We start from the raw sequence: 26,702 nt of genomic DNA, 5'->3' as shown, positions 1-26,702 counted from the left end.
CGGCGGCAGGTTCCCGGCCCTGATCCGGGCACGAGTACAGAGTCGTTCGAGGCCGGGCCGCACCTCGTGCGGGGCAAGGACGTGAAGTGGTTGGACCCGGCCGGCTACGCCCGCTGGGTCGATGTCGGGCTGCGGGGGCTGGACCTGCGCGGTCGGGAGGTCGACGGATGGCGCGGGCGCAACAGCCAGCGCGACTGCCGCGTTCGTCGACGGGCTCTACGGCACAGGGCTGCGGCTGAGTGAGTGGGCCAGTGTCCTGCGCCTGGAGCTGCCCGCCGACGATGAGGACCGCACCTACTACACCTGTCGGCTGGCGGCGGCCTGCGCCAAGGGTGGACGCGGCCGCCGGTTCTGGATGCCGCGCCGCGTGCTGGCCGACGTGCTGGCCTATGAGGAGGGCGAACGCGCCGCAGCGGTCCGCCGCGCCCAGCGTGCCGGCCGCTACGAGCGGCTGCCGCGGCTGCTTTTGGTCGAGCGCATGTCGCGCCACCGGCGGTTAGAGATGCGCGACGCCAACGGCAACCAGCTGGTCGCATCGCTGGACTCGCTGGACCCCAGCGGCCGCAAGCGGCTGTTTCGCCGGACCGCCGCCGGACTGGAACCGCTGGCGGTCTGGCTGAACGAGGACGGCCTGCCGCGCGAGGCACACGGCTGGCAGCACACCTTCGACACCGCCAACGAGCGGGTCGCCCGCGCCGGACTGACCTCGTTCGAGGCGAACGCGCACATGATGCGGCACTCGTTCGCGCTGCGCTGGTACTCGGTAGGCCGGCTGCTCTACGAGCGGCAGGTCGCGCACCTGAACGCCGAGGAGGTACGCGACTTCCGCGCCCAGTTCGGTGACACCTGGTATCTGGTCAAGACGCTGCTGGGGCACGCCAACGTGACCACCAGGATGGACATTTACCTGGAGCCCTTCCGCGACCTGGACGTCTCGCTGCTGATCGAGCACGCCCACGGCGTCGCGTTGTCGGCTCTGATGGCGTCGATGTTCGCCGCGCACCCGCAGGTGCTCTCCGATCCCCTCGCCGGACATCCGTCATGACCCGCGCTGCTGGGCGCCCGGCCGCGCTGCCGAAGCCCGGATACCGAGCGCCGCAACGATTGTTCCTTGAGGCGGGCAGTGCCTGGTCCGGTTCTTTCCCGAGCGCGGCGGCTCGGCGGTCGACTACGACTTCGCCGCCTTCCCCGTCGCCCGCGAGCTGGTGGTGTGGATGGCGACCGCGTTCGCAGGGTCGACCCGCCCCGGCCGGGCGGCGCCGGACGACCTCCTCGGCCACGAGCGCCTTCGGGCTGCTGCGCCGCTTCGCCCAGCACCTGGCCTCGCTGAACCGCCAGCCCGTCCGTCCGGCGCAGCTTCGAGCCGCACACCTGGAGAGCTTCATGCTGGCCAGGCTCGGCACGCCGAACCTGAACCGGGAGCTGCCGACGCTGCGCTCGGTGCTGCGGTTCGCACCCGACGGTGCCGGGCAGGACTTCCTGGCGCGGCTGGCCCGCAAGGGCCTGGAGCTCAACTCGACGCCCGCCGCCAGCTACACCACGGCCGAGTTCGACCGCATCACCACCGTCGCGCGCACCCAGCTCCGGCGGGCCGCCGACCGGATCTTCGCCGGGCGGGAACTGCTGGCCCGCTGGCGGGCCGGACGGATCGACCGCGAAGCCGAACCGCGCGCCTGGAAGCACGGCGAACTGCTGGACCACGTGGACCGGCAAGGCGACGTCCCGCGCAAGGACACCCGCTGGGGTCGGCAGCCCGACCACCGCATCCGTCCATTCGGGGCTGGCCAACTGATGGCGGATCTCCACCTGACCTACTCCGACATCGGCGCGGCCGGGGTGCTGCTGCTCTGCCTGACCGGGCAGAACTACAGCACGATCTCCACAGCCTCATCGACGCATCACCGCGCCGACGGGCACACCGGGGCCACCGCGACCGCGGTGGTGGACCTGGTGAAGCAGCGCCGCGGCCGGGACCGCGCGCACATGCCGACCGCGTTCTCCGGCACCGCGCCCGGCGGCCCGGACCGCAGCCCCCACCGGCAGCACGACCTGAACACGCCGTTCGGGTTCTACGCGCTGCTGGTCGATCTTGTCGGCCCGGCACGGGCACACATGGGGACGGACCAGCTCTTGGTCTTCCACTGCTCCAACGGAGTTGACCGGGGTCGTGGGTTTCGCGCCGGCCTGCCCAAGTCGATCCTGGCTATCTGGGGCCGTGACGCGGACCTGCGCACCGACGCACTCGGCGAGGACGGTCTCCCGATGCGGCTGGTGGTCGACAGCCGGCGGCTGCGGATGAGCTGGCTGGAACGCCATCAGCAGCCGGTCGCGCACACGGAGCGGACGCTGGCGAACGATTACTTGGCGCGCAACCGCGGCAACCTCGCCGACTATCAGAAGGTCGTCGCGGCTGTGCTGGATGACCAGCTCGCCGGCGTGAGGGCCGCGCAGGTCATGCGGGTGCTGACGGCCGCCGAGGTCGCCGAAGCCCGCCACGCGCCCGAGACCGTCGCCCGGCGCCACGGCCTGGACCCGGCCATCCTGGAGAAGCTGCTGGCCGGGGAGCTGGACACCGTGCTGGGAGGCTGCACCGACCGCCTGGCCAGCCCGCACACCCCTGTGGGCGAGCCCTGCCGGGCCTCGTTCCTGCTCTGCCTGTCCTGCCCCTGCGCCCGCGCGACTCCGTCGCACCTGCCGGTGCTGGTCGCCGTCCACGAAGGACTGGAGGCGCGCAGGCAGGAGATGACGCCGCTGCGCTGGGCCGAACGTTTCGCTGGGCCCGTCGCGCAACTGGCCGACCTGCTCACCGCCTTCCCCACCGCGACGATCGCCACGACCCGCGCCGAGATCACCGCCGAGCAGCGCGCCCTGGTCGAGCGGTTCCTGACCCGAGGACTCGACCTGACATGAGCCGCCTGGACACCGCCCCGGCCATCTCTCCGGCTCCGCTGCCCGAGCCAGACACGCTCGTGCTGCTCACCGGCCGTTGCGCCCCGGCACCGACCCCAGCACGCTGTCGGTGTTCGCCGACCAGCGCTGGCGCCTTTCACCCGCCGTCTTCGAGGGCCACACCACCGCGTTCTCGATCGACTTCAGCCCCGTCACCGCACCGTTCCTACCTACGGTCAAGACGCTCATCTGGTTGCTGCTCAACCACTCCAGCGCCGGAGTCTCCACCTTCTACTTCCGCCCGCGCACGTTAGCGATCCCCACTATCACCGCCACGTTCCGCAACCTCCGGCTGTTCACCGACTGGCTTCACGGACGCGGCCGGACATGCTTCGGCGAGGTGTCCTTGGCCGACCTCGACGACTACGCCGCACACGTCAAAGCCGCCGAGTCCAGCCATGCCCTGCGCGAAGACCGGCTTTCGATCGTGAACCGGGTGTGGTCCTACCGGGACCTGCTGCCCGAGGCCGACCGGCTGCCGCAAACACCGCCCTGGCGCGGTGAGCGCATCCAGGACATCCTCCAGCAGCGGCGCGCCATCCGCGAAGAGAACCGGACACCCCGCATCCACCCCGAGACCATGGCGGCGCTGCTGGGCTGGGCCCTGCGGTTCGTGGAGACCTTCGCTGCGGACATCACCGCGGCGTTCGACGAACACCTCGTGCTCAGCGAGCGCAGCGGCCGCAGCCGCAGGGGTCGGAACATCCCGCCGTCGCGGCGCCCGAAGGGTGCACTGACCGACGACTTGAGGGCCTTGCTGGCTGACTACCGCGAGCAGGGACGTCCGCTTCCCGGCTTCCGTGACAATGACGGCACGCTCCGGGTCAACCTCTCGCACCTGGCGAAAGTGCTCGACACAGCCCGCGGTGCGCTGGACGCCCCCAGCAACCGCGCCGTCTTCGCCGAAGCGCGGCTGCCCGTGATCGAAGGCGCGCCCCTGGACGCGCCGGTCACCGGTCGGTTGGACGGCTGGCCCTGGCACGCCGCGACCATCGAGTACACCGAGGCCGGTCCACTGACCCGGCACCTGAGCACAGCCTGCTTCATCGTGATCAGCTACCTGTCGGGGATGAGCCCAGGCGAAGTCCTCAGCCTCGAACGCGGCTGCGTCGAGCGCGACCAGGCCAACGGTCTGGTCCTCCTGCGCGGAAGACACTGGAAAGGCGTCCGTGACGATGCCGGGGACAAGAGGCCCGAGGGTGAGATCCGGGCCGACCCGTGGGTCGTGACCGAGGTCGTCGCGACCGCCGTCGCCGTCCTGGAGCGGCTGCACACGAGCACCTGGCTGTTCCCGGCGACGCTGTTCACCGACGGCCGCGACGGCGCGGCCATGCTGCGCAGCCGCGTCGGCGGCTCCCGGTCGGAGACCCGGATCAACCACGACCTCGCCGAGTTCCTGGCCTGGGTCGAGACCTACTGCTCCGAGCGAGGCCGCGGCGACGGCATCCCGCCCGACCCGGTCTACCCGGTCATCTTCTCCGGGCGCCTGCGCCGCACTCTGGCCTGGTTCATCGTCCGTCGGCCGCGGGGCCTGGTCGCCGCCGCCATCCAGTACGGGCACCTGCGCGTCCAGATGACCCTCGGCTACGCCGGAAACTACGCCTCGGGCTTCCCCGACGACCTGGCGTTCGAGGACTGGCTGGCCCGGCTGGACACCCTCGCCGACGCCCACCAAAGGCTGCGTGAAGGCGAGCTGGTCAGTGGCCCAGCAGCCGAGACGTATCGATACCGCGTCCAGGCCGCCACCCGTTTCGCCGGCCGAGTCCTGCGAACCAAGCGCCATGCCAACGCCATGCTCGCCAACCCCGACTTGCAGATCTTCCCCGGTAAGGGCATGACCTGCGTCCTGGACCCGAAGCGGGCAGCCTGTCGCCTCCGCAGCGAGGAGGACAGCACCCGCCGCACCCCCGACCTCGACGACTGCCGCCCGAACTGCGTAAACATCGCGCGGACCGATCGCGACATCGAACAGGTTCACGTCCAGATCGAGCAGCTACGGCCGCTCGTCGACGATCCGCTGGCTCCCGCCTTCCGACACGTCCGCGAACAGCACGAGCTCGACCGCCTGGAGCGCATCGTCACCGCCCACGCCAACAGCGGAGAACTCCACGATGACTGACCGCGATGCCGAACGCGACGCCATCACGGCGGCGATCCAGCGGCTGCTCGACGGCCGTCCGACCCGGTCCACCGGGGCGCTCACCACGCTGCAACTTGCCGCCGAGGCAGGCGTCAAGCGCTGGGTCCTGACGCACAAGCATGTTGACCTGAAAGAAGAATTCGCCCGCCGAAAGACCGAGGCGAACGGCATCCCGCCGCCTTCCAGCACCTCCACGCACGCGCCGTCGACGCCGAAGCCGCCGCCCACGCATTGCGGGAGGACAACGACCAGCTCCGTGAGCACGTCGCCATCTATGCCCAGGTCATCCACGAACTCCGCACAGAGCTGGACCGGCGCACCGACGACACCACCCGCCGCAGCCCTGTCCGGAGCCTGCCCACCAGCACCACCTGACGCGCGCGACGAGCGGATGGAGCCAGCCGGACGGATGGACCTATGGGCGGCGGGCCAGCAGGTGGGCGTCGAGAAAGCCCCGTTCGGTGGCCGGGTCGTGGAGCAGCCGCGCGAAGGGAACGAGTCCGGCATCGGCCAGCAGTTCGGCGAGGTGGTCTGCCGGCCAGCTGTAGGCAGGTGCCACCTTGTGGTCGAACTTGACCGGCTCCGGTCCGTCGGTCCCGAAGAAGGAGACCAGGAGCACGCCACCCGGCGCCAGGACGCGGACCTGCTCGGCGAGCAGCTCAGGCAGTTCCCCCGGTGGGGTGTGGATCATTGAGTAGTGGGCCAGTACGCCGCCGAGCAAACCGTCCTCGATCGGCAAGGACTCCATCCGCGCCTCCTGGAAGCGAAGCGCCGGATGGGCCCGCCGGGCGTGGTCGACCATGCCGCGGGAAAGGTCGAGTCCGAAGGCGTCCAAGCCCAGTTCGTGCAGCATGGCCGTCAGATGTCCGGGCCCGCACCCAACGTCCGCTGCCCGCAGGTTGCCCGTCGCGCGCACCAGTTCGGCGAAAGTGCCGATCATGGCCCGGGTGAACGGCTGCGTCTCCAGCCGGTCTGCGAACAGCGATGCGTACAGCTCAACGACTCCGTCGTAGGCCGCCCTGGTCTCGTCCTGATGATTCGCCACAGGGAGGACCCTATAGCCGGTCCGTAATCGATCTTGTGGCAGGTCGAGGCGAGGTGACGGACGCGGCGTGGGAGCGGATAGAGCCCCCTGTTGCCGGACACGGTTCGTACCGGAACCTCATGAACCATGATCGATTGCAGTCGGAAGCAACAGCTCGAAATAGGCGAGAGAACCGGAGGGCGCCACCGCGCGCCCTCCGGAACCACCGCCCGCTACCCAGGAGATCACCACCGACGAAGAAAGGTCTAGACCTAACGGTCGCGGGTAAACGGGGAGAAGAGCCCCGGGGCGGCGCGAACTTCGTGGCGTCGACGCCGCGGGGCCGGTCGGCGTGCTCGCTGGTGCGGATCATCTCCCACGCCTCGACCTTGGCGTCCCGGCCTGCGCTGCCCTCCCCAGCGGACCGTTGACTGGAGCGACGGAGCAGCCCGCCCCGGAGTCGCGCAGCTATGCCCCATCCGACGCTTCGACGCCCGCCTGCGTGCCACCGACACGCCGACACGGGAGCCGGACCGTTGAGCCCAGGCTGGGCAGACCTGGTAACCAGACAACTGCTCGGTAGCGGGTTGCCACGGCACGGCGAACATTGGAGCGTAGGTGTGCTCAGGAACATCAAGCCGCCGCTGGCGGCCCAAGGAGCCGCGATGTCGCGGTGCCCGGCCCAGGAGCAGAGGTGAGACATGCGTTGCGTCAACTGTGAACAAGCGACTGAGTATCAGAACGCGCCCCCCATGGGGGGCTCACCGGAGATCGGGTTGATACACGTCAGCAGCGGTGCGGTGGCCTGCTTCCCAAAACATGGTCCAAGAAGCCCGGTTGCCAAAGCCCCTGTGCCACCGCACCTCCGCCGCTTTCTGGAGCAGAGAACGCGGTTGCCTCGGCAGCCGCCACCCCAATTTCTGATCACGGAGGACGGACCCGGTTCGGGGGCATGCAGTCCGACGAAACCGTGACGCCCCTATCACGAGGAAGCCACCGCCACGCGGATCCTGCTGCTCTTCCGAGCCACGGAGCTCCGCCATCGATGGAATCGTGGTGGTTATGGCCGGAGACCGGGCCGGATCTTGGGTCCTGCGGACAGCTCGCGGTCCAGAGGCAGGTGCAGCGGTATGTGCGGGGAGTTGACTGCCGCGCGGCCCGGCTCCGTCGTCTCCCGTGTGCGGGCCGCGGTGAGCGGCGGCCGCGCAGGTTCGACGCCGCGCTCCTGGTCCTGTGGGCCACGGCTCTCACGCCACCGACCCCACTGAGGACCTGTCCATGTCGCTGTGCGGGTTCAGGAGGGCGGAGAGGGAAGGGCGGCACGCGAGCGGCTTGCCGGACTGCGGCGAGTGCCGACGGGAGGTCCAGCACGGTGCCGACCGCCCTCGCGGCACCTGATGACGACGGCGCGAATCCGCTGTGCCGTCCGAGTGGATACGGCGTGGCTACGATGCGGAACGTCACGGCCCCGGCAGTTGTGATGCCGGAGCCGTGGCGTCGTCAGCAGGTGGCTATCCGAGTGCTGACTCTCACTTCCGCGCCGGATCGCGTTCTCGCTCTCGTGTCTGAGGCAACGGGTTGTGAGCAGCGCTTCCTCAGCACCTGGCGAGACGACGGTCGGCGCCTCGTGAGAATGCCCAGCACAGCCCCCATACGCGCGCGGTCGCGGCGCGTGCGGCCGTGGTGCCGACGGCCCGGGTGCGGGTGATGAGCTGGTGACATGCCGTGGCGCGTCATGCGCGCGGGCTGTGACGTGCATCACGAGCCAATAGCTACGGTGCAGGTGAGGGCAACCGTAAGTAACCGGACGGGCACGTTCCATGGGGAACGTGTGTCTCAGAGGTAACTCTGAGGGGGTGCGAGTTCGGTGAGTAAGGGTGAGGACACACTGTGTTCCACCCCTTGGTCGCGATGGTGCGGCCTCCGGGGGTCCGAACTCCGTAATGAAGGAGGCTTCGTGAAGCTCCACCAGACCCGGTCCGTGCCCGCCCGGGCTCGCGCGCTCCGGATGCTCACTGCGTACTTCGAAGTCGTCGTAGTACGTGCAGCCCTGCAGGCCGGCACGGCTGCGGCTTTCCGCCGGCACCTCGCATCACGGCCGCAGGCCCAGGAGCCGCGCGGGGCAGCCGGTGACTGACACCTTCGGCCGGGGATTCGAACTGGCCAGTCCGGAACCGGAACCCGAATCCCACCCCCGCCCCCAGCCCCCAGCGGATCAAGTTCCCCGCGGACTTCGAGGCGTTCTTCCGGGAGCACAAGGACCCCTGCTTCCGGATAGCCGTGAACCGGCTGCACGACCCCCGGAACGCGGACGAGGCGGCGCGGCCGCGATGCCCTGGCGGTCCATCACGTGCGCGTACAGCACGGCCGGGACGAGCTGCCCGATACGCAACAGGGGTTTCCCGTAGACGGCCTGCGCCGCCTCGCCCACCACGCCGCGGTCGGCGACGGGTCCGACGCGAGGATCGCTGAGCGACGCCGCGCTGGTGATGTACAGGAAATGGGAGCGGATTCCCGCTCATCCGAAACCGATCGCTCTCGTACACCGGATTGGCGTACCGCGGACCGTGGTCGAGCTCAGGTGCGTTCGAGCCATCCTTCGTCAGTATCCAGCAGGCCCGTCCGACTGTCGCGATACTCGTTCCGCCCGCCTCCGGAAAGCCGGGGGAGGTGGCGGACGACGGCACCTTCGGATCAGTTGGCACCGGTGCTGCCGAGTCGGCATCCCTGGCCGGTCCGGCTGGTACGCAGGGCATTCCTACGCTTGGTCTGCGGCTTTCTCTGATGTCATGTGCGCAGGTGCACGCCCCGGGTGTGCCTGTCGTGGACTCTCGGCTCGTAGGGCCTCGACTTCACCTCGTAGTTCGGTCAGTTCCCGGTGCAGTGCCTGGATGGCGACGATGGCCACCCCGTTGGCGTCGGTGCAGCAGATCGTCCGGTCGTTCTCACCGACTCCGAACGCTTTCCACCAGTCCTGCGCCATGGGGCCCAGGTGGCGTACGTGGGGTGGGTCCCAGTGGTATCGCCACGTGCTGACCGGTAGCTGCACCACCTGTTCCAGTACCTGGTAGCCATTGACCGGATCGCTACCGCATACCGCACCCGACACAGCACCGGATGCCAGACCAGCCGCAGAAGCGTTCCGCCGCGGCCGCATCCTGACCAGGGGCGACGTCCGCATCCTGCCCAGGGACCTCCTCAACCGCCGGTAGCTCATCGCTCCCAGACCACTGCGGTGACGTCGGTCTTCAGTGCATGGTCCGAGAAGAGCAGGCTGCCTCCGCCACCGCGGTTCTGCGGGCTGTTCACCGGAAGCTGGGCCAGACCGCTGCCCACCCCGCTGCTGTAAGTCGTCACGCCAACCGCCGTGACCTCACGGTCTTTGTTGATCATCGTGGTGTCGTATGCGGCGTTGCCGACCGCCAGGATGTTCGTGCTCGCGACGGCCGGACCGCTCAACGCAACCGTGCCAGTGGCCGCCGTGGCTGTCAGTACCAGCAGGCGGCGGGCAACGCGCTTCGTCGACATCAAACATCCCTTCGTTCGGGACGCCAAGTGCGTCCGCGCCACCCCTAACGGCCTAAGGCCCCCAGAGGGCACGTAGAATTCCACGCTTTCTCCGGGCCCCGCGCGCGCGAGGCGCGTACGCCACGAGGCGCCCGGCCGGTTGCTGGCGCCGCGGACCAGGACAACGGGCGCGACCATATTGGCCGTTTCCTCCTCGTAGTTCCCGAGTATCGGATCAGAGCGTGATCGTGCACCTGCTGGGCGGGGCGAAATCCAGTCTGCTCCCACAAGTAGACTGGAGAAGCCTCGCTGCGGCTCAACGATGCCGGCGTGTCCGGGAGTTAGGGCACATGACGAGAAGGAATACACATGCGAGCTTCGCGATCAACCATGTCCATAGCCGCCGTCACCTGCACGGTGGCAACAGCCTTCAGCCTCGGTACCTCGTCCGCGTCAGCGCAGGACAGCTGGAGCCGCCGCCGGTGGCGAACCTTTTCACCGCTCCGTAGGAAGAGACATGGCCCTGGCTCCCGAGGAACGCTACCCCCGTGAGGGCCGGTCCCTGGACCCGCTGAACGGCGAAGAGCACGGCCACCCGGTCAGCTACTCCACCTCCACCTCGACCGCACGACGGATCTGGTGGAAGGGCAGGGCGGTGCTCCGTCTCCCCGTGCGGGCCACGCGCCAGAAGTAGAGAGCGAACGGCAACGGGCCTGCCCCGCACTCCACGTTCTTCAAGGGGTGCGGGGACATGGTCGGCGATGCGGGCGTCGGGGCGACAGGTGAGGCCGTCGGTGTATGGATCGCAGCGAGCACCGTGTTGAACGTGGCGCGCAGCCCATCACTCAGGCCTCCGGCCATCGCCGATAAGGCCGGATGTACAGGAGTTCGCGAACACAGCTGGTCTGTCCGGCTGAACGACCAGCAGCACGGCCCCGGCCTTGCGAGGCTCTAACCTCGGGTCATCGGGCCCCTCGGTCCGAACAACGACCCGGAGGAACGACGAGCGTGCGGCAGATACGGACACCCTCGGTACCACCGACAACTGCGACGGTGCCGAGGAGGCGGGCAGAGAGCGAGGCGCCGGAGCACGCCGCCAGGCAGGTATCGCGCCCCGCCGAACTTGCTGCTCTCCAGCGGACGGTGGGCAACGCAGCGGTGACGCGTTGGGTACAGCGCCAGGAGAATCCCGAGGTCAGGGAGGAGGCGCGGCGGCACGCCGCCGATCCCACCGGACACGGCGAGTGGGGCAGTTTCTGCGACATGATGGCTCAGGCAGGCTTCCCCAACGACGTCACGGACGCCGCCTGGCAGCTCGTCCTCGGTGGCATCGCCGAACAGGGACAGCTCAACGACGAAGCCATGGCTGAGCACACCGATCGCCAGAAGCAACGCGATCACCGTGCGTCAAACAGCTGGTACCAGGAGCTGGTGGAGCTCGTCGGCGATTACTTGGAGATCGACACACCGACGCTGGCTCTCTGGTCGGGCGGCAGGGTGACCAGCGACTACGCCCGCTCCAGGGGCCACACTCCCCTGGAGACCACTCCCTTCGGTGGCGTGGTCGACAAGCTGACCCTGACCTCGGACTGGATGCTCAAGACGCCGATGTGGAATGTCCTGTCCAAGGCCTTCGTGAACCGCGCACGCGGCCCCGTCCACATCTTCCTGCGGGCGTACAACCCCGACAGCGTCCTCATCGCGCAAGAGGTCCCGCAGCTGCGCGTGGTCATGGCGCTCAACCCTGCGGTGCGTCTCATCTGGCACCCGGTGTACACCGCGGCCGACGGAGAGCTGATGGAGATCACCAAGAGCCTTGGCCTGACCTCCGACGCGCCCTACTCCACCCGGGACGAATGCGTACAAGTTCTCTACGACTACCTCCGGCTCAACCACGATCCGGCCAACCTTCAGTCCCAGCGTGCCCATGCGGAGATGAGCGCCCATTTGGAAGCCAACGGCAACCCGCAGTAGCGCCGGCTCATTGATCAGCCGAGGCGCTGCTCGGGTTCACCGCCGTGGACCTGCGGGAGCAGGCGGAGGCGATTACCGCGAGCCCGAGGGCTCGCGGCGGCGCTGCGTCCAGCTGTGCGTGCTTATCTGCACTTCTCTCGGATGGGTGTGCAGCGGGGTGGGCGTGGGGTTTCTGCTGTGCGTGGGTGTGACTGCCATTCGGCGGGCCCCGGCGACCGAGGTCGTGGCCGGGCTTTGATGCGTAGCTGGCGCCTACGCAGCTCGGCAGTGGGCCGGCGCGGAGGTGTCCTGGTGAGTGCGTGTGTCTGATCCGGTCCTGCCAAGGCTGGCGGCCTCGTGTCCGGTTCCAGGTGACGTTGTGGAACACCGCGAGGGGCAGCCGGATCCCGGCTGTCCCTCGCACCTGCTTCAGCGGTCTGGCGTAGCGCTCCGGACCTGCTGCCTGGTCAGGTCACTCGGCGGCGGATCCACCAGGCGCAGCTGCTCCGTCCGGTCGGGTGACGCCCGCTCAGTACCGGCCCCACCACCACCGGATGACCCATGCGGGTCACCCGACCGGACCGGCGGGCACGGCAGTCGGTGCTGGCCGGGGGGGGAGGATAGGGGATGACGCGTCCGATGCTGACCCGGCGGGAGGCTGCCGCCGCGTGCGGTGTGAGTCGTACGACGACCCGCCGACGCCGTGAGGCGGAGGATCTACCCAGGGCGGTCCAGGGCGAGGCGCGGGGGTGGCTGCTCCCTGTGAAGGCGTGTCTGCTGCCGCCTGGTTCCGGCTGAACGCCCCCGCAGGCTCCGACTCCCCCGACGCTCTGCGCGCCTTTTAGTCGGCTGCCGACGCGCTGTGTGCTACGCAGGGGCCTGGTCGCTCTGGGCCCCGAGTTGGTACACGCCATGGTCGAGCGCTCAGGCGGTCCGCTATTCGTCGGTGGGCACCCAAATGCCATGCCGACAGGGCTTGAAGTCCACGAGAACCACCGAGCGCCCGTCGATAGTGGGGTCCTCGACACATGACACGACGCTTTCCGGGCGCTCGTCACAGATCGGACATGACACGAGCGCGGGATAGTCAGGTTGCTGAAGGACTCCGAGGATTACCTCCTCTTCCCTGCACAGCAAAGCTGCCGCGAGGTCAGCCAGCCACGCAGCTGTCATGCGAATGCGGTTCACCACTTTTCCTCCGGGTGCTGCCGTGGTGCCGGGGGGATACGGGCGGCGTCACGGAGTATCGGCTGGCTGGTCGTCCTGCCACACCCAACGGCCGTTGGTGTCGGGCGCATAGATGCTGCTGCCGCCCGGGAAGGTGCAGCCGTCGTTGGGAAGCGCGACCCAGGGATCCTCATCCGTGAGGGTCACGGAGGTGGTCTGCCCATCCACTGGTCCGCCGTGCAGTTCGACTGTTATCGAGATGGTGTTGTCGCTCATGCCGCTCTTCTGCCCCGACAGGTACAGACCAATTATGGGTGGCCTGCCGACAAAAGCTGTTCCGTACCGGCCGCCTATGCCTGGACCATCAAACGGAACAAGGTCATCGACCACACCCGCACCCACTGGCCCCCGCTGATCGAGGACGCAGCGTTCGACACCGCCACCCTGCGCGACGCCATCGACCCCATCGGCCTGATCACCGAACCCTCACCCTCTTCCGTGCCCTGCGCCAGCTCACCAACCGCCAGTCCGGCCCATGTCCATGGTCGGAAGGTCCTCGCTCTTCTGCTGATTGGAATTGAACACGCGGTTGTACACGTCGGTCACGCTGGGGGCGACCCAGCCCGCGACCCCGGGCGGGGTGCCGCCGTCGCCCACCAAAACGATCTTTGCGCCCTCAGCGTTCAGGCCGGCCTGGATGCGCCGTACTACCTCGATGATCCGCGGCAGAAAGGTGGCGATCTGCGCGGGCGTCGCGGGACCCCGAGCAGCACACACGCCTGGAAGCACTCGGACTCAAGCCCGGACCGAGAGCGCCCCGGCCGGGAAGGGGGCCGGAGCGTTCGAGCGGGGCATTGCCGCGATCGCCCAGTACGCCCAGCGCGAAGGACACCTTCGCATCCCCCGCCAGCACACATCCTGGCCACGTTGCTGTCCTGACACATGGCCAAGGCCTGCCATGACCTCGGTGACGAGAGCTCGGCGATGACGCACGCCCGCGCCGCCGGCGTGACTGCCGAGCAGGCCGAGCACCCCGCGACTGGGCGCGGGACCTCACCGACGCGGAGTGCATGCAGCGCCACCTGGTGGGTGTCGATGTGAACCTGGCGTTCGGCGCGGCCGCCAACGGCGCCGTCGTCGGCCTGGACTCACCGCCCGAGCACGTCACCCACCCGGTCTTCGACCCGGCGGCGCCCGGCTCGTGGCTGGTGGACCTCTCCCACGTCGACCTGCACCGGGTGAAGGTCGCCAAGCAGTGGCGCGACCTTGAGGGCGACCTGCTGCCCAGTCCGTTCACCCCGACCGGCGCACGGCCTGAGGGCCCGGCCTGGTACGCGACGCCGACCGTGGCGTACGCCGTCGAGCTCGGCTACGACGTCACCCCCCTCCAGGCGTGGGTGCGTCCTCGGAGCGGGCGGTTCCTTGACGGCTGGTACAAGCGGCTGCGCGACGCCTACGTCGCGACGATGGCCGACCTCAAGGTGGCGGAGAAGCTGACCCCCGGCGAGTTCCTGAAGGCGATGGACGGTCACAAGGGGCGGGATCCTGAGCTGGGGATCGTGCTGGACGCGGTGAAGATGACCGTCAAGGGCGGCATCGGCAAGCTGCAGGAGAAGGCCCGCGGCGGAAACTGGGTGCCGGGGCAGGCGTGGCCCGCGCTGGCCCGGCCGACGTGGCGCCCCGACATCCGGGCCACCGTCATCTCCCGAGCCCGGATCAACATGCACCGCAAGATGCTCGCCCTCGCCGCCGCCACCGGCCGCTACCCCGTCGCGGTCCTCTCCGACTGCGCCGTCTACACCGCCGACGGCCCCAGCCCACTGGCCGTCCTGCCCTACGACCAGGACGGCAAGACCGTGCCCGGCTCGTTCCGCCTCGGGGTCTCCCCCGGCATGGTCAAGCACGAGGGCACCCAGGACGTGCTGTGGGGTGTCGGGGTGCTGGAACAGCTCGGCGCGGAAGGCAAGGTCGCCAACCTCGCCCGCTACATCAAGACCGGTGAGGTCACCGGCCGGGACACCGGGGAATAGGGAGCGTGGCGGTAGATGGTCACCGTTGAGGAAGAGCTCGGCCGGGCCGTGCAGGGGGCGTTCACACGCCCGGTGCCCAAGTCCGCCGGAGCCCAGGTGCGTTACCTGGTGCGCCGGCACAAGGGCAGCACTCAGCAGGTCGCCGACCTGCTCGGCATCAGCCGGCGCACGGTGGAGCGGTATGTGAAGGACCAGATCAAGCATCCCCGCCCGCAGCTGGCTGCCCGGCTGGAGGGGGAGGTCCGCACGCGGTGGCAGCCGCAGGTCAGGGCCCGGGCGAGGCAGAAGGCGGCCACCACCGACGGCATCATGATCGACGTCCAGGCCCGGTTCGGGTACACCGCCGCCGCCGGCTCCACCGACCAGTCCCGCATCCGCCACCTCACCCTCGCCCTCCCACCCCACCACGCCGCCCGCCTCCTCGACGCCCAAGCCACCGGAATGACCGAGGACCGGCTGCTCCAACTCACCGCCGAAGCCCTCGGCGAAACCTACTTCCGCGACAACGGACGCCGCGCCCACGGCCTCGAAGTCGAACTCACCGACCTCCTCGACCTCCAGTTCCGGCTGTAGGCGAAGAAGGTGCTTCCGGCGGGGTGGGGGTGTGCCCGCGCGCCTGATTGACGGCAGATCGGCCGGACGCTTTCATGGCGGCCGGGCCCTGTGAACGCCCGGCCGCGCGACGGACGACGCCCCCGCTGCATCCGTCGCAAGAGGACCGGCCAGAAGTCTCACCGCACCTGCCGCACCGTCCCTGTCTTCACAGCGCGTGCCGCCCGGGGGCCGGTTCTGCGCGCAAGACCTGTGAACCCTGCGACCGCTCTCCAGCTCACCGCCGACCGGCGGCAGAGCACCGGTGAATACCACCAGGCTCTGTTCCCGTTGCTGCCCGGTTCGGGCCAGGGGCTGTCCATCCCGGCTGCGCGTGAAGGCGAGCAGGCCCGTCTGGAGGCCGAGGTCCTGCGGCGGATCTGCGCGATGGGCGGTCTCAGCAGTCATCCGCTGGGCATCGTCCGCGTGTGGTCTCAGGAGGACGCGCTCACCCTCCGGCTCGTCGACGAGCCGCTGGTCCTGGGGCACTGGGTCGACTTCCTGTATCCCCGGGTCAGTGACGTCAAGACGCCGGCCCGGACCCGCGCGACCGGGTCGGCGGTGTGCCCGGGCTGCACAGTGCCCGCGTACCCGGCGGGGTCCGGCTGTACCGGCCGGGTCTGGGGGCGGCGATCCTCCTGCGCGGATTCCACCCCGGCAGGTGGGAGCGGATCGCTGCGAAGAGCGAGGGCCTGTACGGGTCTTTACTGCGGGCGCCGGACTGGACATCCGTTGAGAAGGCGACCTACGAGGCGCAGACCACCCAGCAGTTCGGCACCCTGTCCTCGCTGCTGCGCCGGATCCGGGCGACCGCCGGTGCCGGGCCGGTCAACAGCACCGACGTCTGGACCAGCTGCAGGGGGCTGCGCCTGGAGACGGACGACGGACGGGCCGCCCTGCCCCGACCTCATCCGGCTCCTGACACAGAAGCCCTGCGGACTGGGGTGGGAGGTCACCCGCAAGATATGCACCTGCCAATGTGATCACCACCGCACCGCGACCGGATGCACCGTCAACTTCCATGATCCGTCCACCGGAAGGCCGGTGTGGTACTGCAAGCTGAAATGGCACCGCACCCGCGACGACTTCCACGCCGAGGCCCTCGCCCGCCTCCGGGCCGCCCTGACCTGAACAGCGCGGGTACCGGGCCCGGGCACGCCGAGTGCCGCCGGAGCGCGGCTGCCGGCGGACACAACGGCGCGCACCGCTGGGTGGGCCTGCGCCCGGAGGCCACGTACGTCGCAACCGCAGCGTTGCCATGTCCCGGACCAGGGGCACGCAGAGGGGCGGGCACCCCAAGCGCCGGGGCGGCGCAAGGAATCTACGGCACTTCAGGACACAGAAGCCCAGGTCACAGGCCTGCCACACGCGAGATGCGGATGTGCGAGGAAAAAAGATTGAGGCCGTTGTTGAGAAACGGGCGTGGGCGGGCCTATGAGCCGGTGAAGCTGCCTTGCTGGCCCTGACCCGAGGAAGTCCCCTACCCGATGCCCGAGTTCAACGAGCTCATCCCGATCGTCCTCCAGATGCTTCCCCACATGCTCGCCCTGTTCGACCGCCCCGGACCCAGGACATCGCGCAGGCGCGGCCGGCACGGTGACAGCACCCGCCCCCGGCCGGCCCCGTCACCGTGCCGGAACTGGTGCGCGGTATGCCGCCCGGCGCGGTGCTGCGCCGCGAGGCGCCCGACGGGACGGTGCTGACCTGCTGGTCGTCGCCGGGGGCGGAGCCCGAGGAGTACCGGCTGTGGAGAACACTGGCGACGATGGGGGCCTGTCCACTCCGGGCCACGCCCACCTCATGGAGCTGGGCTCCGACGGGTACGGCGTCCTGGTGAAGAAGGTCATCGCCTTTCTCACCGGCTTCAAGCAACTGAACGCGGCCGAGCGCGAGGACGTGGCCGGCGAGGCGATTGTCCGGGCGGTGAGCAGGGCGCAGTTCGACCCGTCGGACCAGCCGGTCGCGTACATCAAGACGATCGCCCGGAACATGGCGCTCAAGAAGCTCAACAAGCTCAAGGAGCCGGGGACGGAAGTTGCGAGCGTGCTCATGGACCACGCGGACCTGGACGCTCTGGCCTGCACGGCGGTGGATGCGGGCGAGGCGGAGCAGGAACAGGAACAGGAACTGACAGACCTTTTCTCCCAGGCGGAGTCGACGGTGCTCACCGGCCGGGCGGAACTCCAGCGGTGGGCGGCATCGGCAGGCGTGTCGGCCTCGCAGGGGCCACCGAAGCCGGGGTGCACAGGAGGATTTCCTTTTACGCGGCTCGCTCCGCAGCGGTCAGACGGGGTGCCATTGCCGACTCCTGGTCAGTGACGGCGGGTGCAGGCCCGTGGCCGGGGGTGTCTGCCGACGCCCATGTCGTCACGGCTCGCTGAGGACGCGCCCCCGACGGCCGGACGGATGGCTCGGGTCAGGTGTTCTGCTCCTGCGGGTGCAGGTCGAGTGTGATGTGCGGGTCGAGTGCGTGCAGGAAGTCGGGGGCGTCGAAGATCTCGCCGGCGGAGACGACGCCGACGGTCTTGGTGCGGCCGGTCAGTACGCGCTCAAGGGCCTCTACGACGAGGGGGGCGGTGACGGCGTAGATGTCCTGGCCACCGGCCGTGGCCCGGCGTTCGGCTCCGCCGGAGCGGACGACGGCGTCGACGAGGAAGGTCTGGTTCGAGCGCCCGCTCTCGTCGGTGGCGGTCGGGGCCGGCGTGCGGGGGGCTGCGACGTCTCGGGCAGCCTCGACGGTCATGTAGGTGGTCACGTCGAGGATGGAGAGGTGCTGGGGGACGGTGACGACGTCCGCCATCGTGAACTCCCCGATCACCGGCCGGGGCCCCATCGGTTGCGGGAAGGTCCACTCCAGGGTGGGTGCGGCGTCGGTGCGCTGCTCCAACCGTCCGCCGCTGTACCGCAGGCGGTGGTTGCCGCGTCGCTCGCGGGAGACCGCGCCCGAGAGCCGGGTACCGACCGTGGGGTGCCAGTTGCTGAGCGCATAGGCGATGTGTGCCTCGTCGGCCTTGGTCCAGTCACCCATCGCCGCGGTGGTCAGCAGGTCGCCGAGGCCGCCGAAGAAGGCCATGGCCGGGACGATCACCGCCCCCGCCTCCCGGGCCCGCTCGCGGTAGTGGGCGAAGGTGTCGAGGTTGGCCTCGAGCTCGGCGGCCACGTCCAGGTAGGGAATCTTCGCGCGGAGCGCGGCCTCGATCACGGGGCCGGTGGTCGAGGCGAAAGGGCCGGCGCAGTTGATGACCGCCGCCATTCCCGCCAGGGCCCGGTCCAGCGAGGCTGGGTCGTCGACCGACGCCACCCGGGCCTCCAGCCCGTGCTCGTGGACCAGCTCCTCCAGGGTCTGCGCGTTGCGCCCGGACAACACCGGGACGAACCCACGCGCGGCCAGCTCCGCGACCACGAACCGCCCGGTGTGACCGTAGGCGCCGAACACCGTCACCAGCTGACCTGAACCCATGAGACCGCTCCCGTGTACTCGAACGTCCGCTGCGAGGTCGATCCGCTGCGGCCTGACATCCACATCCTGTCCCTCCAGCAGCGCCCCGTGTGAGCGTCGGAAACGACACGCCGCGTACAGTTTCGGACATGCCCGCTGTTGCGCTGGCCGTCACCGACGGCATGCTCCACTACGAACTGTCCGTGGCCGTCGAGGCCTTCGGAGCCGACCTGACCCACATCGTGGACCCCTGGTACGACTTCTCCCTCTGCGGGAGCGGTCCGGTGCACGTCGGCCGCTTCCGCCTGGAACCCGATCACGGGCTCGACCACCTGTCGCACGCGGACACAGTGATCGTCCCCGGCTGGGCCGACACCGAGCACGACCCGCCCGCCGAGCTGGTCGAGGCGTTGCGTGCGGCCCATGCTGCCGGTGCCCGCGTGGCCTCGCTGTGCACGGGCGCCTTCGTCCTGGGCGCGGCAGGACTGCTCGACGGCAGGCGCGCCACCACACACTGGGCCCACACGCGAGAACTGGCCCGGCGCCACCCGGCGGCCACCGTCGATCCGGACGTCCTCTACGTCGACGACGGCGACGTCCTCACCTCGGCTGGCAAGGCCGCCGCCATGGACCTTTGCCTGCACCTGGTCCGCCTCGACCACGGCTCGGCCACCGCCAACAAGATCGCCCGACGCCTGGTCATCCCGCCCCACCGCGACGGCGGCCAGGCCCAGTTCATCGCCACCCCGCTCCCCGCACCGGGCAACCACCTCCTGGGCGAGCTCTTCCCCTGGGCGCTGGAGCGGCTGGACCAGCCGCTGACCGTGGAAGACCTGGCCCGCCAAGCCGGCATGAGCTCACGCCACCTCGGCCGCCACTTCAAGCACCTCACCGGCACCACGCCACTGCAATGGCTCCACACCCAGCGCATCCGCCACGCCCAGGAACTGCTGGAGACCACCGACGCCACCGTGAACACCATCGCCTCGGCCACCGGCATGGGCACCGCCACCACCCTGCGCCGCCACTTCCACCGCAGCGTCGGCGTCCCACCCGACACCTACCGCCGCACCTTCCGTCCCTGAAGAAGTAGTTCCAAGGACTGGCGGCCTATCGAACAGCCCCAAGGCACGGTGCCGCCCGAAGCGGTGAGTAGACGTGGCCCCCCTTACCTTTTTGGTGGCCCCGCAACGGGGCTACCGGCCTCCGGGCCCAGCATGACTTCCCCCCTTGTTAACCATGGTCCGGGGGTGGTGTCACCGGTCCCGGAGGCACTGACTGACCGCTGATTAGGGCATGACCACCCCACCGACGCGTCGCAGGTCGGGAGACTCTTCGTCATGTGGATGTGGCAATCGGTGCCGTGGACGAGGCCGGGCAGAAGCACGACCGGAGGATGCGCGTGATCGAGACCGGCGACATCGACGTCTATCTCGGCCTGGACGTCGGCAAGGGCGAACACCACGCCACCGCCGTCACCCCGGCCGGGAAGAAGGCGCTCGACAAGCGCCTGCCCAACACCGAGCCCAAGCTCCGCGAGCTGTTCCGAAACTCCAGACCAAACACGGAACGGTACTGGTCGTGGTCGACCAGCCGGCCTCGATCGGAGCTCTGCCGCTGGCGGTGGCCAGGGGGCATGGGCTGCCCGGTCACCTACTTGCCGGGCCTGACGATGCGCGGCTCACCGACCTCTATCCCGGCGAGGCCAAGACCGATGCAAGGGACGCGTTCATCATCGCGACGCCGCCCGCGCGATGCCTCACACGCTGCGCTCGGTCGACCTCGAAGACGAGACGATCGGTAAGTTGGAGGTGATCGTCGGCTTCGACGACGACCTGACCGGTGAGGCCACCCGGGTCGCGAACCGGCTCCATGGCCTGCTGTCCCAGATCCACCCGCCCCTGGAGCGGGTCCTGGGCCCGCGGTTGCAACATCCGGCTGTCCCGGCCCTGCTGTAGCGGTTCGGGTCACCGGCCCAGATCCGCAAGGCAGGCCGTCGCCGACTGGTCACGCTGCCGCGGCCGAAGGCGCCGCGGATGGCCGAGCACCTGGTCGAGGACATATTCACCGCGCTGGACGAGCAGACCGTAATGGTTCCCCGGCACCGAAGCGGCCGCCCTGATCGTCCCGAGCCTGGCCGGCTCGCTCGCCGCCGTCCTTGACCAGCGCAAGCTCCGGGCCGGGCGGACCGAGGAACTGCTAGGGGCCCACCCTCTTTTCCAGGTCCTGATCTCGATGCCGGGAGTCGGGATCAGGACCGGAGCCAGGATCCTCTTCGAGGTCGGCGACGTCAGCAGCTTCCCCTCCGCCGCCCACCTCGCCGCCTACGCAGGACTCGCCCCGACGACCAGGTCGTCGGGGACCTCAGGCGGAAACCGGCAGCTCAAACGCGCCATATCCCTCTCCGCTTTCGCCCGCATGAACGCCGACCCGGCCTCCCGCACCTACTACGACCGGCAAAGAGCCCGCGGCAAAACCCACTCCCAGGCACTCCTGCGACTCGCCCGCCAACGCACCAGCGTCCTGTTCGCCACGCTCCGCGACGGCACCTTCTACGAGTCCCGCATCCCTACCGTCGCCCTCGCCGCATGACCACCCCAAAAACCCACACATCAAACATCACGTCCTTGACGAAGGACATAGAGACACCCCCCACGGGCGCGGGGAGCAGGTAGATACTTCGGGCGTCCTGCTCACCGCGCGTGCGGGGATGGTCCCGACGGACCCGTGCCGATCGAAGCGAAACAGACGAGTTCCTCCGTCCGGGCAGGAAGGGACGGTTCGTCGCCGGTGGACACGGCGTCGTCGTACGCGGCCGAGGTGCGGTTCGGGGTAGAGCGGTCCACGCCGAGGGGCGGCTGTCGGGCGACACGAGATCGTCAGCGGGCGACATGGGGTGTCAGTACGGACGCCCCCCGGCGCGGGATTGCGCCGGGGGTGGAGTGTGACTACGACAGGCAGTGTGTCGCGCGAAGCGGACACGCCCGCTGGATCAGTCCTCGCGTTCCGCGAGAGTGAGAATGGCGGTGTCCCACAGCCCTTCCGTGATGTCGCACAGCCCGGCGAACCTGTCGCTCGTCGCGGACGTCGGACTGCTCGCGCAGGTCTGCGTTGCTCAGGGCCTTCAGCCCGGCCTCGTCGTAGGTGCTGGCGGGCTCGCCGACCGCGACCCCTCGGCGGCGGACGCGGCCGTCCGGGCCCTGGACGAGCTGGAACATCGTTCCGCGTCATGCGGCGCGCGGCGTGTCCAGGATGCCGTTCATCACCGCGTGGACCGGCTCACCGCCGAGGAGCCGGCCGAGTTCCTCCACGCCGTGCCGCCGCTGTGACGGGGCGAGCGAGATGTAGTGCTCGATGCGTTCGTTGAAGGTCCGGCGGTATCTCGCGTAGAGCTCGTCGTCCTTCCGGATACGGCCGGCCAGCTCGACGAGGGCCGCCGTGCCGGCGAGATCGTCCTCCGGCAGCGGGTGGTCCGGCACGACGTCCGTGAACCGGCCCCCGCTCCGCCCGAACTCCGTGCCGTCCAGGGCGCGCATGGTGAACACATGGGCGTAGTGCTGCTCGTGGATCGCCAAGGGCAGCCGCCCGAGAGCGAGCGATTCGTGGAGCGCGGTGAGCCCGGGAGCCATCAGGTAGTCCGGGGTGCTCGCCGCCACCTGCAGCAGCTCACGCTGGCGCAGGAGACGGCATTCGGCCGTGCCGCCGCCGGCCCAGACCGTCCGCTCCCGGCCCTCGCCGAACGGGCCTCCGCAGACGAGGACGCGACGGAACCGGGGCCAGTCGCGCAGCAGGTCCGGAAGCCACCGGTGGAGCAGACGCAGGTAGTCGTCGTTGACGTCGAAGTCCAGCAGGAAGTTCTTGAACCCGCCGACGTTGATGAGCAGATCGTATTCCGGTCCGGTGTCACGCGCGACACTCCGCAGCCCCTCGACGTCGACGATCGAGCCGGTCACGTGTATCCGGGGGACGGTGCCCAGAGCGGCGAACTCCGTCACGCGCTCGGTGACGCCGGGGAGGTTCTGGACGACGCTGTGGTTGGCGAGCAGGTGGGCTGCGACGACCCGGTCGTGCGGTGAGAGGCCCGTCAGGTGCTGCTCGGCGGCCGCGAGACCGGAGCGTGGCATGGTCACGCAACGTTCGTGGATCCTGGCCAACGGGAGTGTGAGCTGCCAGAAGCTGAACAGGCTGTCCACCAGGGTCACCGGTCGCCGGGCCACGACGGACCGGATCACCAACTCGGCGTCCATGACGGAGATCACGTGATCGCTGCCCCGCAGCAGCTCATCGGTCATCTCCGCGGCCGCCTCGCCGGTCATGCCCCCGGTGTCGTGGACCGTGTCGAAGGCGTCGGGGTTGCGCCGGGCGAACACGGCGGCGACACCGTCGCCGACGAACATCCGCTCGTGCCTGTGGAGTCCCCGGGACACAGCGACGAGCTCGGAGACGGGGCCGAAACCGCAGTTCTGCGCCCCCATCACGATCTGCATGTCACGCGCCTCCGCCCGTATTCTCCCGGGGAGGGTCCACCGCGCCGGGTGAGGTGCGGAGAATCTCGACGAGGCACTCCGCGAAGTCGGCCGGGTATCTCGCGTAACCGACATGACCGCCGGGGAACAGTTCCACTGCACGGCCGAACCGCTCGGCGAGGGCGAGCACGGGTCGGTGCACGAGGTCCCCGCGCGAGGCGTGGCCACCGGCCCACACCACTTTGTCCGAGACCTCTCCGAGCGCGGTGAGGTCCGGTACGAAGCGGGTGAACGGCAGGACGAAGTGGCTGAGGAAGAAGTCGGTGTTGTTGTGCTCCTCGGGAAGGGCGGGAGCGGGCCGGCCGCCGTGGAGGGCCTGCAGTTTGACGAGCGCCGGTGCCAAGCCCGCGCTGCGATACGTCCGGCTGATGTCCTCGATGAGCGCTGTGTGGCTAGGTGCGTCCGGAAGGATGCCGAGCACGGGTGGTTCATGGGCGACGGCCAGCCGGATCCTGTCCGGGTGCCGAATCGTGAGTTCCAGCGCGATGAGCCCGCCCGAGCAGCTTCCGAAGACGTACACGGGCGTGTCGGGGCCGACGAGATGGTGAATCAAGCGGTACGCGTCGTCGGCGTGCTCCTCCACCCTCTGGTCCACCGGGGGACCGTCGAGCACGCTGCGTGAATTTCCGCGGGGATCGTACGTGACGACACAGTGGTCGGCTGCCAGGACCGCGGCCAGGCGCTTGAATACGGCCGCATCGGAGTTCCCTCCTCCGATGAGCAGCAAAAGCGGCCCCTCGCCGCGTACTTCGAAGTAGATCGTCGCGCCCCGTACCGCGAGCGTTCCGCTGTCCGATGGGTTCATCTCACTCCCGCGCCGAGACCGGTGTGATCGGTGTGGTGTGATCCACAGCGTCACACAGAACCCACGGACAATGCAGGGCGCGCGAGGTTCGGCGGTATCCACTTCAAACGCCTCTCCGGCCGCGTGCGCTTCTCACTGCCTCCGCGCGCCGGTCTCCCGCCGTGGCCTGCCGGGCATACCGTCCGGATGACGGGTATTGAAGACGTGCGCAGAATCCTCCGTGACCTGGGAATCGGTGAAGAGCTGTTGCATGCGACCGCGCGCTTGCGCGCGGACCTCGCACTCGACTCCGTGGACCTTACGCAGATCCAGGTGGAGTTGGCCGACCGGTTGGCCACCCGGATCGACCTCTGGACCGAGCACGACTACACCGTGCGACAGCTCGCCGAGGTTCTCGACGCGCGCGAACCTGGCGAAAACACCGGCAGAGACACTGGGGCGGAGTACCGGAACCGCGGCTGGTGGCGCCCGGAGTTCCTGGACGACCTTGCGCTGAGCACCCGCCTGCACCCGGGGCACCGTGCGGCGCTGGCCGACGCCGACCGCACACTCACCAGGGCCGAGCTCGACGCGGCGGTGTCGGGCTGCGCGGCCCGGCTGTCACGCTCCGGCGTCGTCCGGACCGGCGAAACCGTACTCGTGCAACTGCCCAACCACATCCAGTTCGTCGTTCTCGTACTCGCGCTGATCAGACTCGGTGCGCGCCCTGTTCTCGCCCTACCTGCCCTGCGGGAACACGAACTGGACCCGGTGATCACCGCGTTGGCACCGTCCGCGCTCGCCGTCCCGGCCCGCCACCGGCGCTTCGACCACCTGCGGCTAGCCGAGCGGCTCCGCGAGCGGCATCCGTCCGTACGGACCCTGCTCGTTTCCGGCCTCACGGACCCGGCCGGGGACCGGTCAGTCCTCGGCCCGGCAGGGGCGCACGTGGACATCGGCCGTCTCGTCGAGGCCGGTGATCCACCTCACGCACACGCGGACCGACACCCCTCGGACACCGCCCTCTTCTTGCTGTCGAGCGGAACCACGGGCGCACCCAAACCCATCGCGCGCACCCATGAGGCACTCGGCCACGTGATCCGTGCCGCGGCGGTGGTCTCGGGGCTGACGCCGGAATCGGTGTTTCTCGCCGTCCTGCCCGTGACGCACGGTTTCGCCTTCTCCGCTCCGGGGATTCTCGGCACGCTCGCCCGTGGCGGAAAGGTCGTACTCGCCGCACCGGACGACGCGGTTGCGGCCCTGGAACTGATCGAACGGGAACACGTCACCCACTGCGCGCTCACTCCGGCGCTCGCCCGGCAGTGGCTCACCGCCCGGGCCGCGGCCGTCGGCCATGACCTGTCGAGCCTGCGGGTCCTGCAGGTCGGTGGGGCACGCCTGGACGCGTCCACGGCCGCCCGGCTGGCCGATGTCTTCGACTGCCGGGTCCAGCAGGTGTACGGAATGAGTGAGGGCCAGCTGAATTTCACCCGGCTGGATGATGCGCCCGAGGTTGCGTTCACCACGCAGGGGCGGCCGTCCTCTCCGGGTGACGAGACCCTCGTGGTGGACGATGAGGGCAGGCGCGTAGCCGAGGGCGACATCGGCGAACTGCTCGTCAGGGGCCCGGGAGTCATCGCGCGGTACCACGGTGACGCGTCGGCCGCGTCGTTCACCCCTGACGGCTTCTACCGCACCGGCGACCTCGTCCGCCGCCACCCGTCCGGGAACTTCGTGGTCGCCGGGCGTCTGAAGGACGTGATCAACCGCGGAGGGGAGAAGATCCCGGCGGACGAACTGGAGGCGCTGGTCCTGACGCACCCAGGTGTGCGGGCCGCCGCGGCCGTCGCGATGCCGCATCGTGTGCTGGGCGAAGCCGTCTGCCTGTACGTCGTGGGCGCCGGCGAGGCAGCCCCGCCGCCGCTGCGGGAGATCCGCAGGCACCTGGAGGACAGCGGACTCGCCCGGTTCAAGCTGCCTGAACGTCTCGTCGAGGTCCCGGCGCTCCCCCTGACCGCGGTCGGTAAGACGGACAAGGTACGGCTGCGTGAGGACATCACCGCCCGGCTGGAGGCGGAGCGCTGACACGCCCGGCTCACGGAGCGGAGACCGAGCACCGGCACATCGACCGGCCGATCCTCACGTGAAGGACCTGTTCACCGAACACGAGCTGGCCGCGCTCCGCGTCCTGGCACAGGGCCGTACGCAGGTCGAGATCGCCCAGACCCTGCGCATCCGGCCGGAGACCGTGGGCTGGCTGCTGAACCGTGTGCGCATCCTCCTCCGGGCCCGGACGCTCCCTCACACCGTCGCCCGCGGCTTCGTGCTTGACCAGGCCGCGGTTGATGCCGAGCTTGAACCCTCCGGGGAGCGGCTTGCCGTCCCGGTAGGGGAGGAAGTCCAGCGGTGAGGGGCCGTCGGCGGCGTAGACGACGCAGTCGGACAGGGCCGCGACCGGGTACTGGCCGGTGAAGGCGGCGTGCTTGACGATCTTGCGGTGCAGGTTGACGCGGGTGCGGGAGACGACCGCCGCGCGGATGTCGGCCCGCCACGTCGGACGCTTCAGGGCGGCAAATGTGCAGCGCGGCCAAG

The 26,702-nt window shown here is 69.5% G+C and carries 21 protein-coding genes and 3 pseudogenes; 15 read left to right on the top strand and 9 right to left on the bottom strand.

Features of this window, described 5'->3' with window-relative positions; all coding sequences use genetic code 11:
• The first annotated feature begins 121 nt into the window (after nucleotides 1-121).
• From N7925_RS35700 to N7925_RS35685, 4 genes are all read left to right on the top strand, one after another.
• Nucleotides 122-1,045, top strand: coding sequence for a hypothetical protein (locus N7925_RS35700; RefSeq protein ID WP_274346350.1), 924 nt, complete (start codon nucleotides 122-124; stop codon nucleotides 1,043-1,045).
• Nucleotides 1,046-1,383: 338 nt separating this feature from the next.
• Complete coding sequence (locus N7925_RS35695) at nucleotides 1,384-2,910, top strand: hypothetical protein (RefSeq protein WP_274346349.1); 1,527 nt, start codon at nucleotides 1,384-1,386, stop codon at nucleotides 2,908-2,910.
• Nucleotides 2,911-2,986: 76 nt separating this feature from the next.
• A complete protein-coding gene (locus N7925_RS35690; RefSeq protein ID WP_274346348.1) occupies nucleotides 2,987-5,068 on the top strand; it encodes a hypothetical protein in 2,082 nt (693 codons plus the stop codon).
• Nucleotides 5,069-5,320: 252 nt separating this feature from the next.
• A complete protein-coding gene (locus tag N7925_RS35685; protein ID WP_274346347.1) occupies nucleotides 5,321-5,464 on the top strand; it encodes a hypothetical protein in 144 nt (47 codons plus the stop codon).
• A 40-nt stretch (nucleotides 5,465-5,504) separates the two neighbouring features.
• Here the strand turns inward: N7925_RS35685 and N7925_RS35680 are convergent, their stop codons facing one another.
• From N7925_RS35680 to N7925_RS35675, 3 genes are all read right to left on the bottom strand, one after another.
• Nucleotides 5,505-6,134, bottom strand: a complete 630-nt coding sequence (locus N7925_RS35680) for a class I SAM-dependent methyltransferase (protein WP_274346346.1) — start codon at nucleotides 6,132-6,134, stop codon at nucleotides 5,505-5,507.
• A 2,737-nt stretch (nucleotides 6,135-8,871) separates the two neighbouring features.
• Nucleotides 8,872-9,270: a tail fiber domain-containing protein gene (locus tag N7925_RS36120; RefSeq protein ID WP_331618216.1), complete on the bottom strand. Its 399-nt coding sequence runs from the start codon at nucleotides 9,268-9,270 to the stop codon at nucleotides 8,872-8,874.
• A gap of 56 nt (nucleotides 9,271-9,326) precedes the next feature.
• Nucleotides 9,327-9,641 (bottom strand): hypothetical protein, encoded by a 315-nt coding sequence (locus N7925_RS35675; RefSeq protein ID WP_274346345.1) that lies wholly within the window; start codon nucleotides 9,639-9,641, stop codon nucleotides 9,327-9,329.
• Nucleotides 9,642-10,137: 496 nt separating this feature from the next.
• Here N7925_RS35675 and N7925_RS35670 point away from each other — a divergent pair, with 496 nt between their 5' ends.
• Both N7925_RS35670 and N7925_RS35665 read left to right on the top strand, forming a co-directional pair.
• A complete protein-coding gene (locus N7925_RS35670; RefSeq protein ID WP_265603647.1) occupies nucleotides 10,138-10,314 on the top strand; it encodes a hypothetical protein in 177 nt (58 codons plus the stop codon).
• A gap of 464 nt (nucleotides 10,315-10,778) precedes the next feature.
• Nucleotides 10,779-11,594, top strand: coding sequence for a hypothetical protein (locus tag N7925_RS35665; RefSeq protein ID WP_265603646.1), 816 nt, complete (start codon nucleotides 10,779-10,781; stop codon nucleotides 11,592-11,594).
• A 1,215-nt stretch (nucleotides 11,595-12,809) separates the two neighbouring features.
• Here N7925_RS35665 and N7925_RS35660 read toward each other — a convergent pair.
• Together N7925_RS35660 and N7925_RS35655 are read right to left on the bottom strand one after the other, a co-directional pair.
• Entirely contained in the window at nucleotides 12,810-13,016 is a 207-nt protein-coding gene (locus tag N7925_RS35660) for a hypothetical protein (protein WP_274346344.1), read from the bottom strand.
• A gap of 237 nt (nucleotides 13,017-13,253) precedes the next feature.
• Nucleotides 13,254-13,517 (bottom strand): hypothetical protein, encoded by a 264-nt coding sequence (locus tag N7925_RS35655; RefSeq protein ID WP_274346343.1) that lies wholly within the window; start codon nucleotides 13,515-13,517, stop codon nucleotides 13,254-13,256.
• Between the two features lie 260 nt (nucleotides 13,518-13,777).
• On the opposite strand from N7925_RS35655, the pseudogene N7925_RS35650 reads away from it, so the two are divergent.
• From N7925_RS35650 to N7925_RS35635, 4 genes and pseudogenes are all read left to right on the top strand, one after another.
• Nucleotides 13,778-14,770 (top strand): annotated as a pseudogene (locus N7925_RS35650) (telomere-associated protein Tap); the annotation flags it as partial.
• Between the two features lie 15 nt (nucleotides 14,771-14,785).
• Nucleotides 14,786-15,343: a telomere-protecting terminal protein Tpg gene (gene tpg / locus N7925_RS35645; protein WP_274346342.1), complete on the top strand. Its 558-nt coding sequence runs from the start codon at nucleotides 14,786-14,788 to the stop codon at nucleotides 15,341-15,343.
• A gap of 581 nt (nucleotides 15,344-15,924) precedes the next feature.
• On the top strand, nucleotides 15,925-16,344 hold the full coding sequence (locus tag N7925_RS35640; RefSeq protein ID WP_274346341.1) for a hypothetical protein: 420 nt from the start codon (nucleotides 15,925-15,927) through the stop codon (nucleotides 16,342-16,344).
• A gap of 763 nt (nucleotides 16,345-17,107) precedes the next feature.
• Nucleotides 17,108-17,680, top strand: a complete 573-nt coding sequence (locus N7925_RS35635; protein WP_274346340.1) for a sigma factor — start codon at nucleotides 17,108-17,110, stop codon at nucleotides 17,678-17,680.
• 97 nt (nucleotides 17,681-17,777) lie between these two features.
• On the opposite strand, the gene N7925_RS35630 is transcribed toward N7925_RS35635, so the two are convergent.
• The gene (locus N7925_RS35630; protein WP_274346338.1) at nucleotides 17,778-18,821 is read right to left on the bottom strand and encodes a saccharopine dehydrogenase family protein; all 1,044 of its coding nucleotides are present in this window, start codon (nucleotides 18,819-18,821) and stop codon (nucleotides 17,778-17,780) included.
• Nucleotides 18,822-18,949: 128 nt separating this feature from the next.
• On the opposite strand from N7925_RS35630, the gene N7925_RS35625 reads away from it, so the two are divergent.
• The 3 genes and pseudogenes from N7925_RS35625 to N7925_RS36320 all read left to right on the top strand — a co-directional run bounded on the left by N7925_RS35625 (nucleotide 18,950) and on the right by N7925_RS36320 (nucleotide 21,392).
• Nucleotides 18,950-19,885, top strand: a complete 936-nt coding sequence (locus tag N7925_RS35625) for a helix-turn-helix domain-containing protein (RefSeq protein ID WP_274346337.1) — start codon at nucleotides 18,950-18,952, stop codon at nucleotides 19,883-19,885.
• A gap of 311 nt (nucleotides 19,886-20,196) precedes the next feature.
• Nucleotides 20,197-20,758 (top strand): annotated as a pseudogene (locus tag N7925_RS36325) (IS110 family transposase).
• Nucleotides 20,759-21,035: 277 nt separating this feature from the next.
• Nucleotides 21,036-21,392, top strand: a complete 357-nt coding sequence (locus tag N7925_RS36320) for a transposase (protein WP_360731759.1) — start codon at nucleotides 21,036-21,038, stop codon at nucleotides 21,390-21,392.
• Nucleotides 21,393-22,027: 635 nt separating this feature from the next.
• On the opposite strand, the gene N7925_RS35615 is transcribed toward N7925_RS36320, so the two are convergent.
• Nucleotides 22,028-23,287 (bottom strand): hypothetical protein, encoded by a 1,260-nt coding sequence (locus N7925_RS35615; protein ID WP_274346336.1) that lies wholly within the window; start codon nucleotides 23,285-23,287, stop codon nucleotides 22,028-22,030.
• Nucleotide 23,288: 1 nt separating this feature from the next.
• Nucleotides 23,289-24,131 carry an alpha/beta fold hydrolase gene (locus N7925_RS35610; protein ID WP_265603636.1) on the bottom strand — a complete coding sequence of 281 codons (843 nt, stop codon included), beginning with the start codon at nucleotides 24,129-24,131 and terminating at the stop codon, nucleotides 23,289-23,291.
• Nucleotides 24,132-24,317: 186 nt separating this feature from the next.
• Between N7925_RS35610 and N7925_RS35605 the strand changes: the two genes are divergently transcribed.
• Both N7925_RS35605 and N7925_RS35600 read left to right on the top strand, forming a co-directional pair.
• Nucleotides 24,318-26,195 carry an AMP-binding protein gene (locus tag N7925_RS35605; protein ID WP_265603635.1) on the top strand — a complete coding sequence of 626 codons (1,878 nt, stop codon included), beginning with the start codon at nucleotides 24,318-24,320 and terminating at the stop codon, nucleotides 26,193-26,195.
• Between the two features lie 58 nt (nucleotides 26,196-26,253).
• Complete coding sequence (locus N7925_RS35600) at nucleotides 26,254-26,520, top strand: helix-turn-helix transcriptional regulator (protein ID WP_265603634.1); 267 nt, start codon at nucleotides 26,254-26,256, stop codon at nucleotides 26,518-26,520.
• On the opposite strand, the pseudogene N7925_RS35595 reads toward N7925_RS35600, so the two are convergent.
• A pseudogene (locus N7925_RS35595) lies at nucleotides 26,404-26,697 on the bottom strand (telomere-associated protein Tap); the annotation flags it as partial. The gene N7925_RS35600 and the pseudogene N7925_RS35595 sit on opposite strands and share 117 nt — an antisense overlap.
• Between the last annotated feature and the right edge of the window lie 5 nt (nucleotides 26,698-26,702).

It is taken from the genome of Streptomyces sp. CA-278952, from assembly GCF_028747205.1.
Classification (GTDB): domain Bacteria; phylum Actinomycetota; class Actinomycetes; order Streptomycetales; family Streptomycetaceae; genus Streptomyces.
This window is presented reverse-complemented; position numbering and strand designations above follow the sequence as displayed.

What these genes read in the sequence shown, in the direction of transcription:
- N7925_RS35605 (WP_265603635.1), top strand. Translation starts at nt 24,318, where the DNA reads ATGACGGGTATTGAAGACGTGCGCAGAATCCTCCGTGACCTGGGAATC.
- tpg (WP_274346342.1), top strand. Translation starts at nt 14,786, where the DNA reads ATGGTCACCGTTGAGGAAGAGCTCGGCCGGGCCGTGCAGGGGGCGTTC.
- N7925_RS35670 (WP_265603647.1), top strand. Translation starts at nt 10,138, where the DNA reads ATGGCCCTGGCTCCCGAGGAACGCTACCCCCGTGAGGGCCGGTCCCTG.
- N7925_RS36320 (WP_360731759.1), top strand. Translation starts at nt 21,036, where the DNA reads ATGCCGGGAGTCGGGATCAGGACCGGAGCCAGGATCCTCTTCGAGGTC.
- N7925_RS35615 (WP_274346336.1), bottom strand. Translation starts at nt 23,287, where the DNA reads ATGCAGATCGTGATGGGGGCGCAGAACTGCGGTTTCGGCCCCGTCTCC.
- N7925_RS35700 (WP_274346350.1), top strand. Translation starts at nt 122, where the DNA reads ATGTCGGGCTGCGGGGGCTGGACCTGCGCGGTCGGGAGGTCGACGGAT.
- N7925_RS35630 (WP_274346338.1), bottom strand. Translation starts at nt 18,821, where the DNA reads ATGGGTTCAGGTCAGCTGGTGACGGTGTTCGGCGCCTACGGTCACACC.
- N7925_RS35610 (WP_265603636.1), bottom strand. Translation starts at nt 24,131, where the DNA reads ATGAACCCATCGGACAGCGGAACGCTCGCGGTACGGGGCGCGACGATC.
- N7925_RS35660 (WP_274346344.1), bottom strand. Translation starts at nt 13,016, where the DNA reads ATGAGCGACAACACCATCTCGATAACAGTCGAACTGCACGGCGGACCA.
- N7925_RS35625 (WP_274346337.1), top strand. Translation starts at nt 18,950, where the DNA reads ATGCCCGCTGTTGCGCTGGCCGTCACCGACGGCATGCTCCACTACGAA.
- N7925_RS35695 (WP_274346349.1), top strand. Translation starts at nt 1,384, where the DNA reads ATGCTGGCCAGGCTCGGCACGCCGAACCTGAACCGGGAGCTGCCGACG.
- N7925_RS36120 (WP_331618216.1), bottom strand. Translation starts at nt 9,270, where the DNA reads ATGCGGCCGCGGCGGAACGCTTCTGCGGCTGGTCTGGCATCCGGTGCT.
- N7925_RS35675 (WP_274346345.1), bottom strand. Translation starts at nt 9,641, where the DNA reads ATGTCGACGAAGCGCGTTGCCCGCCGCCTGCTGGTACTGACAGCCACG.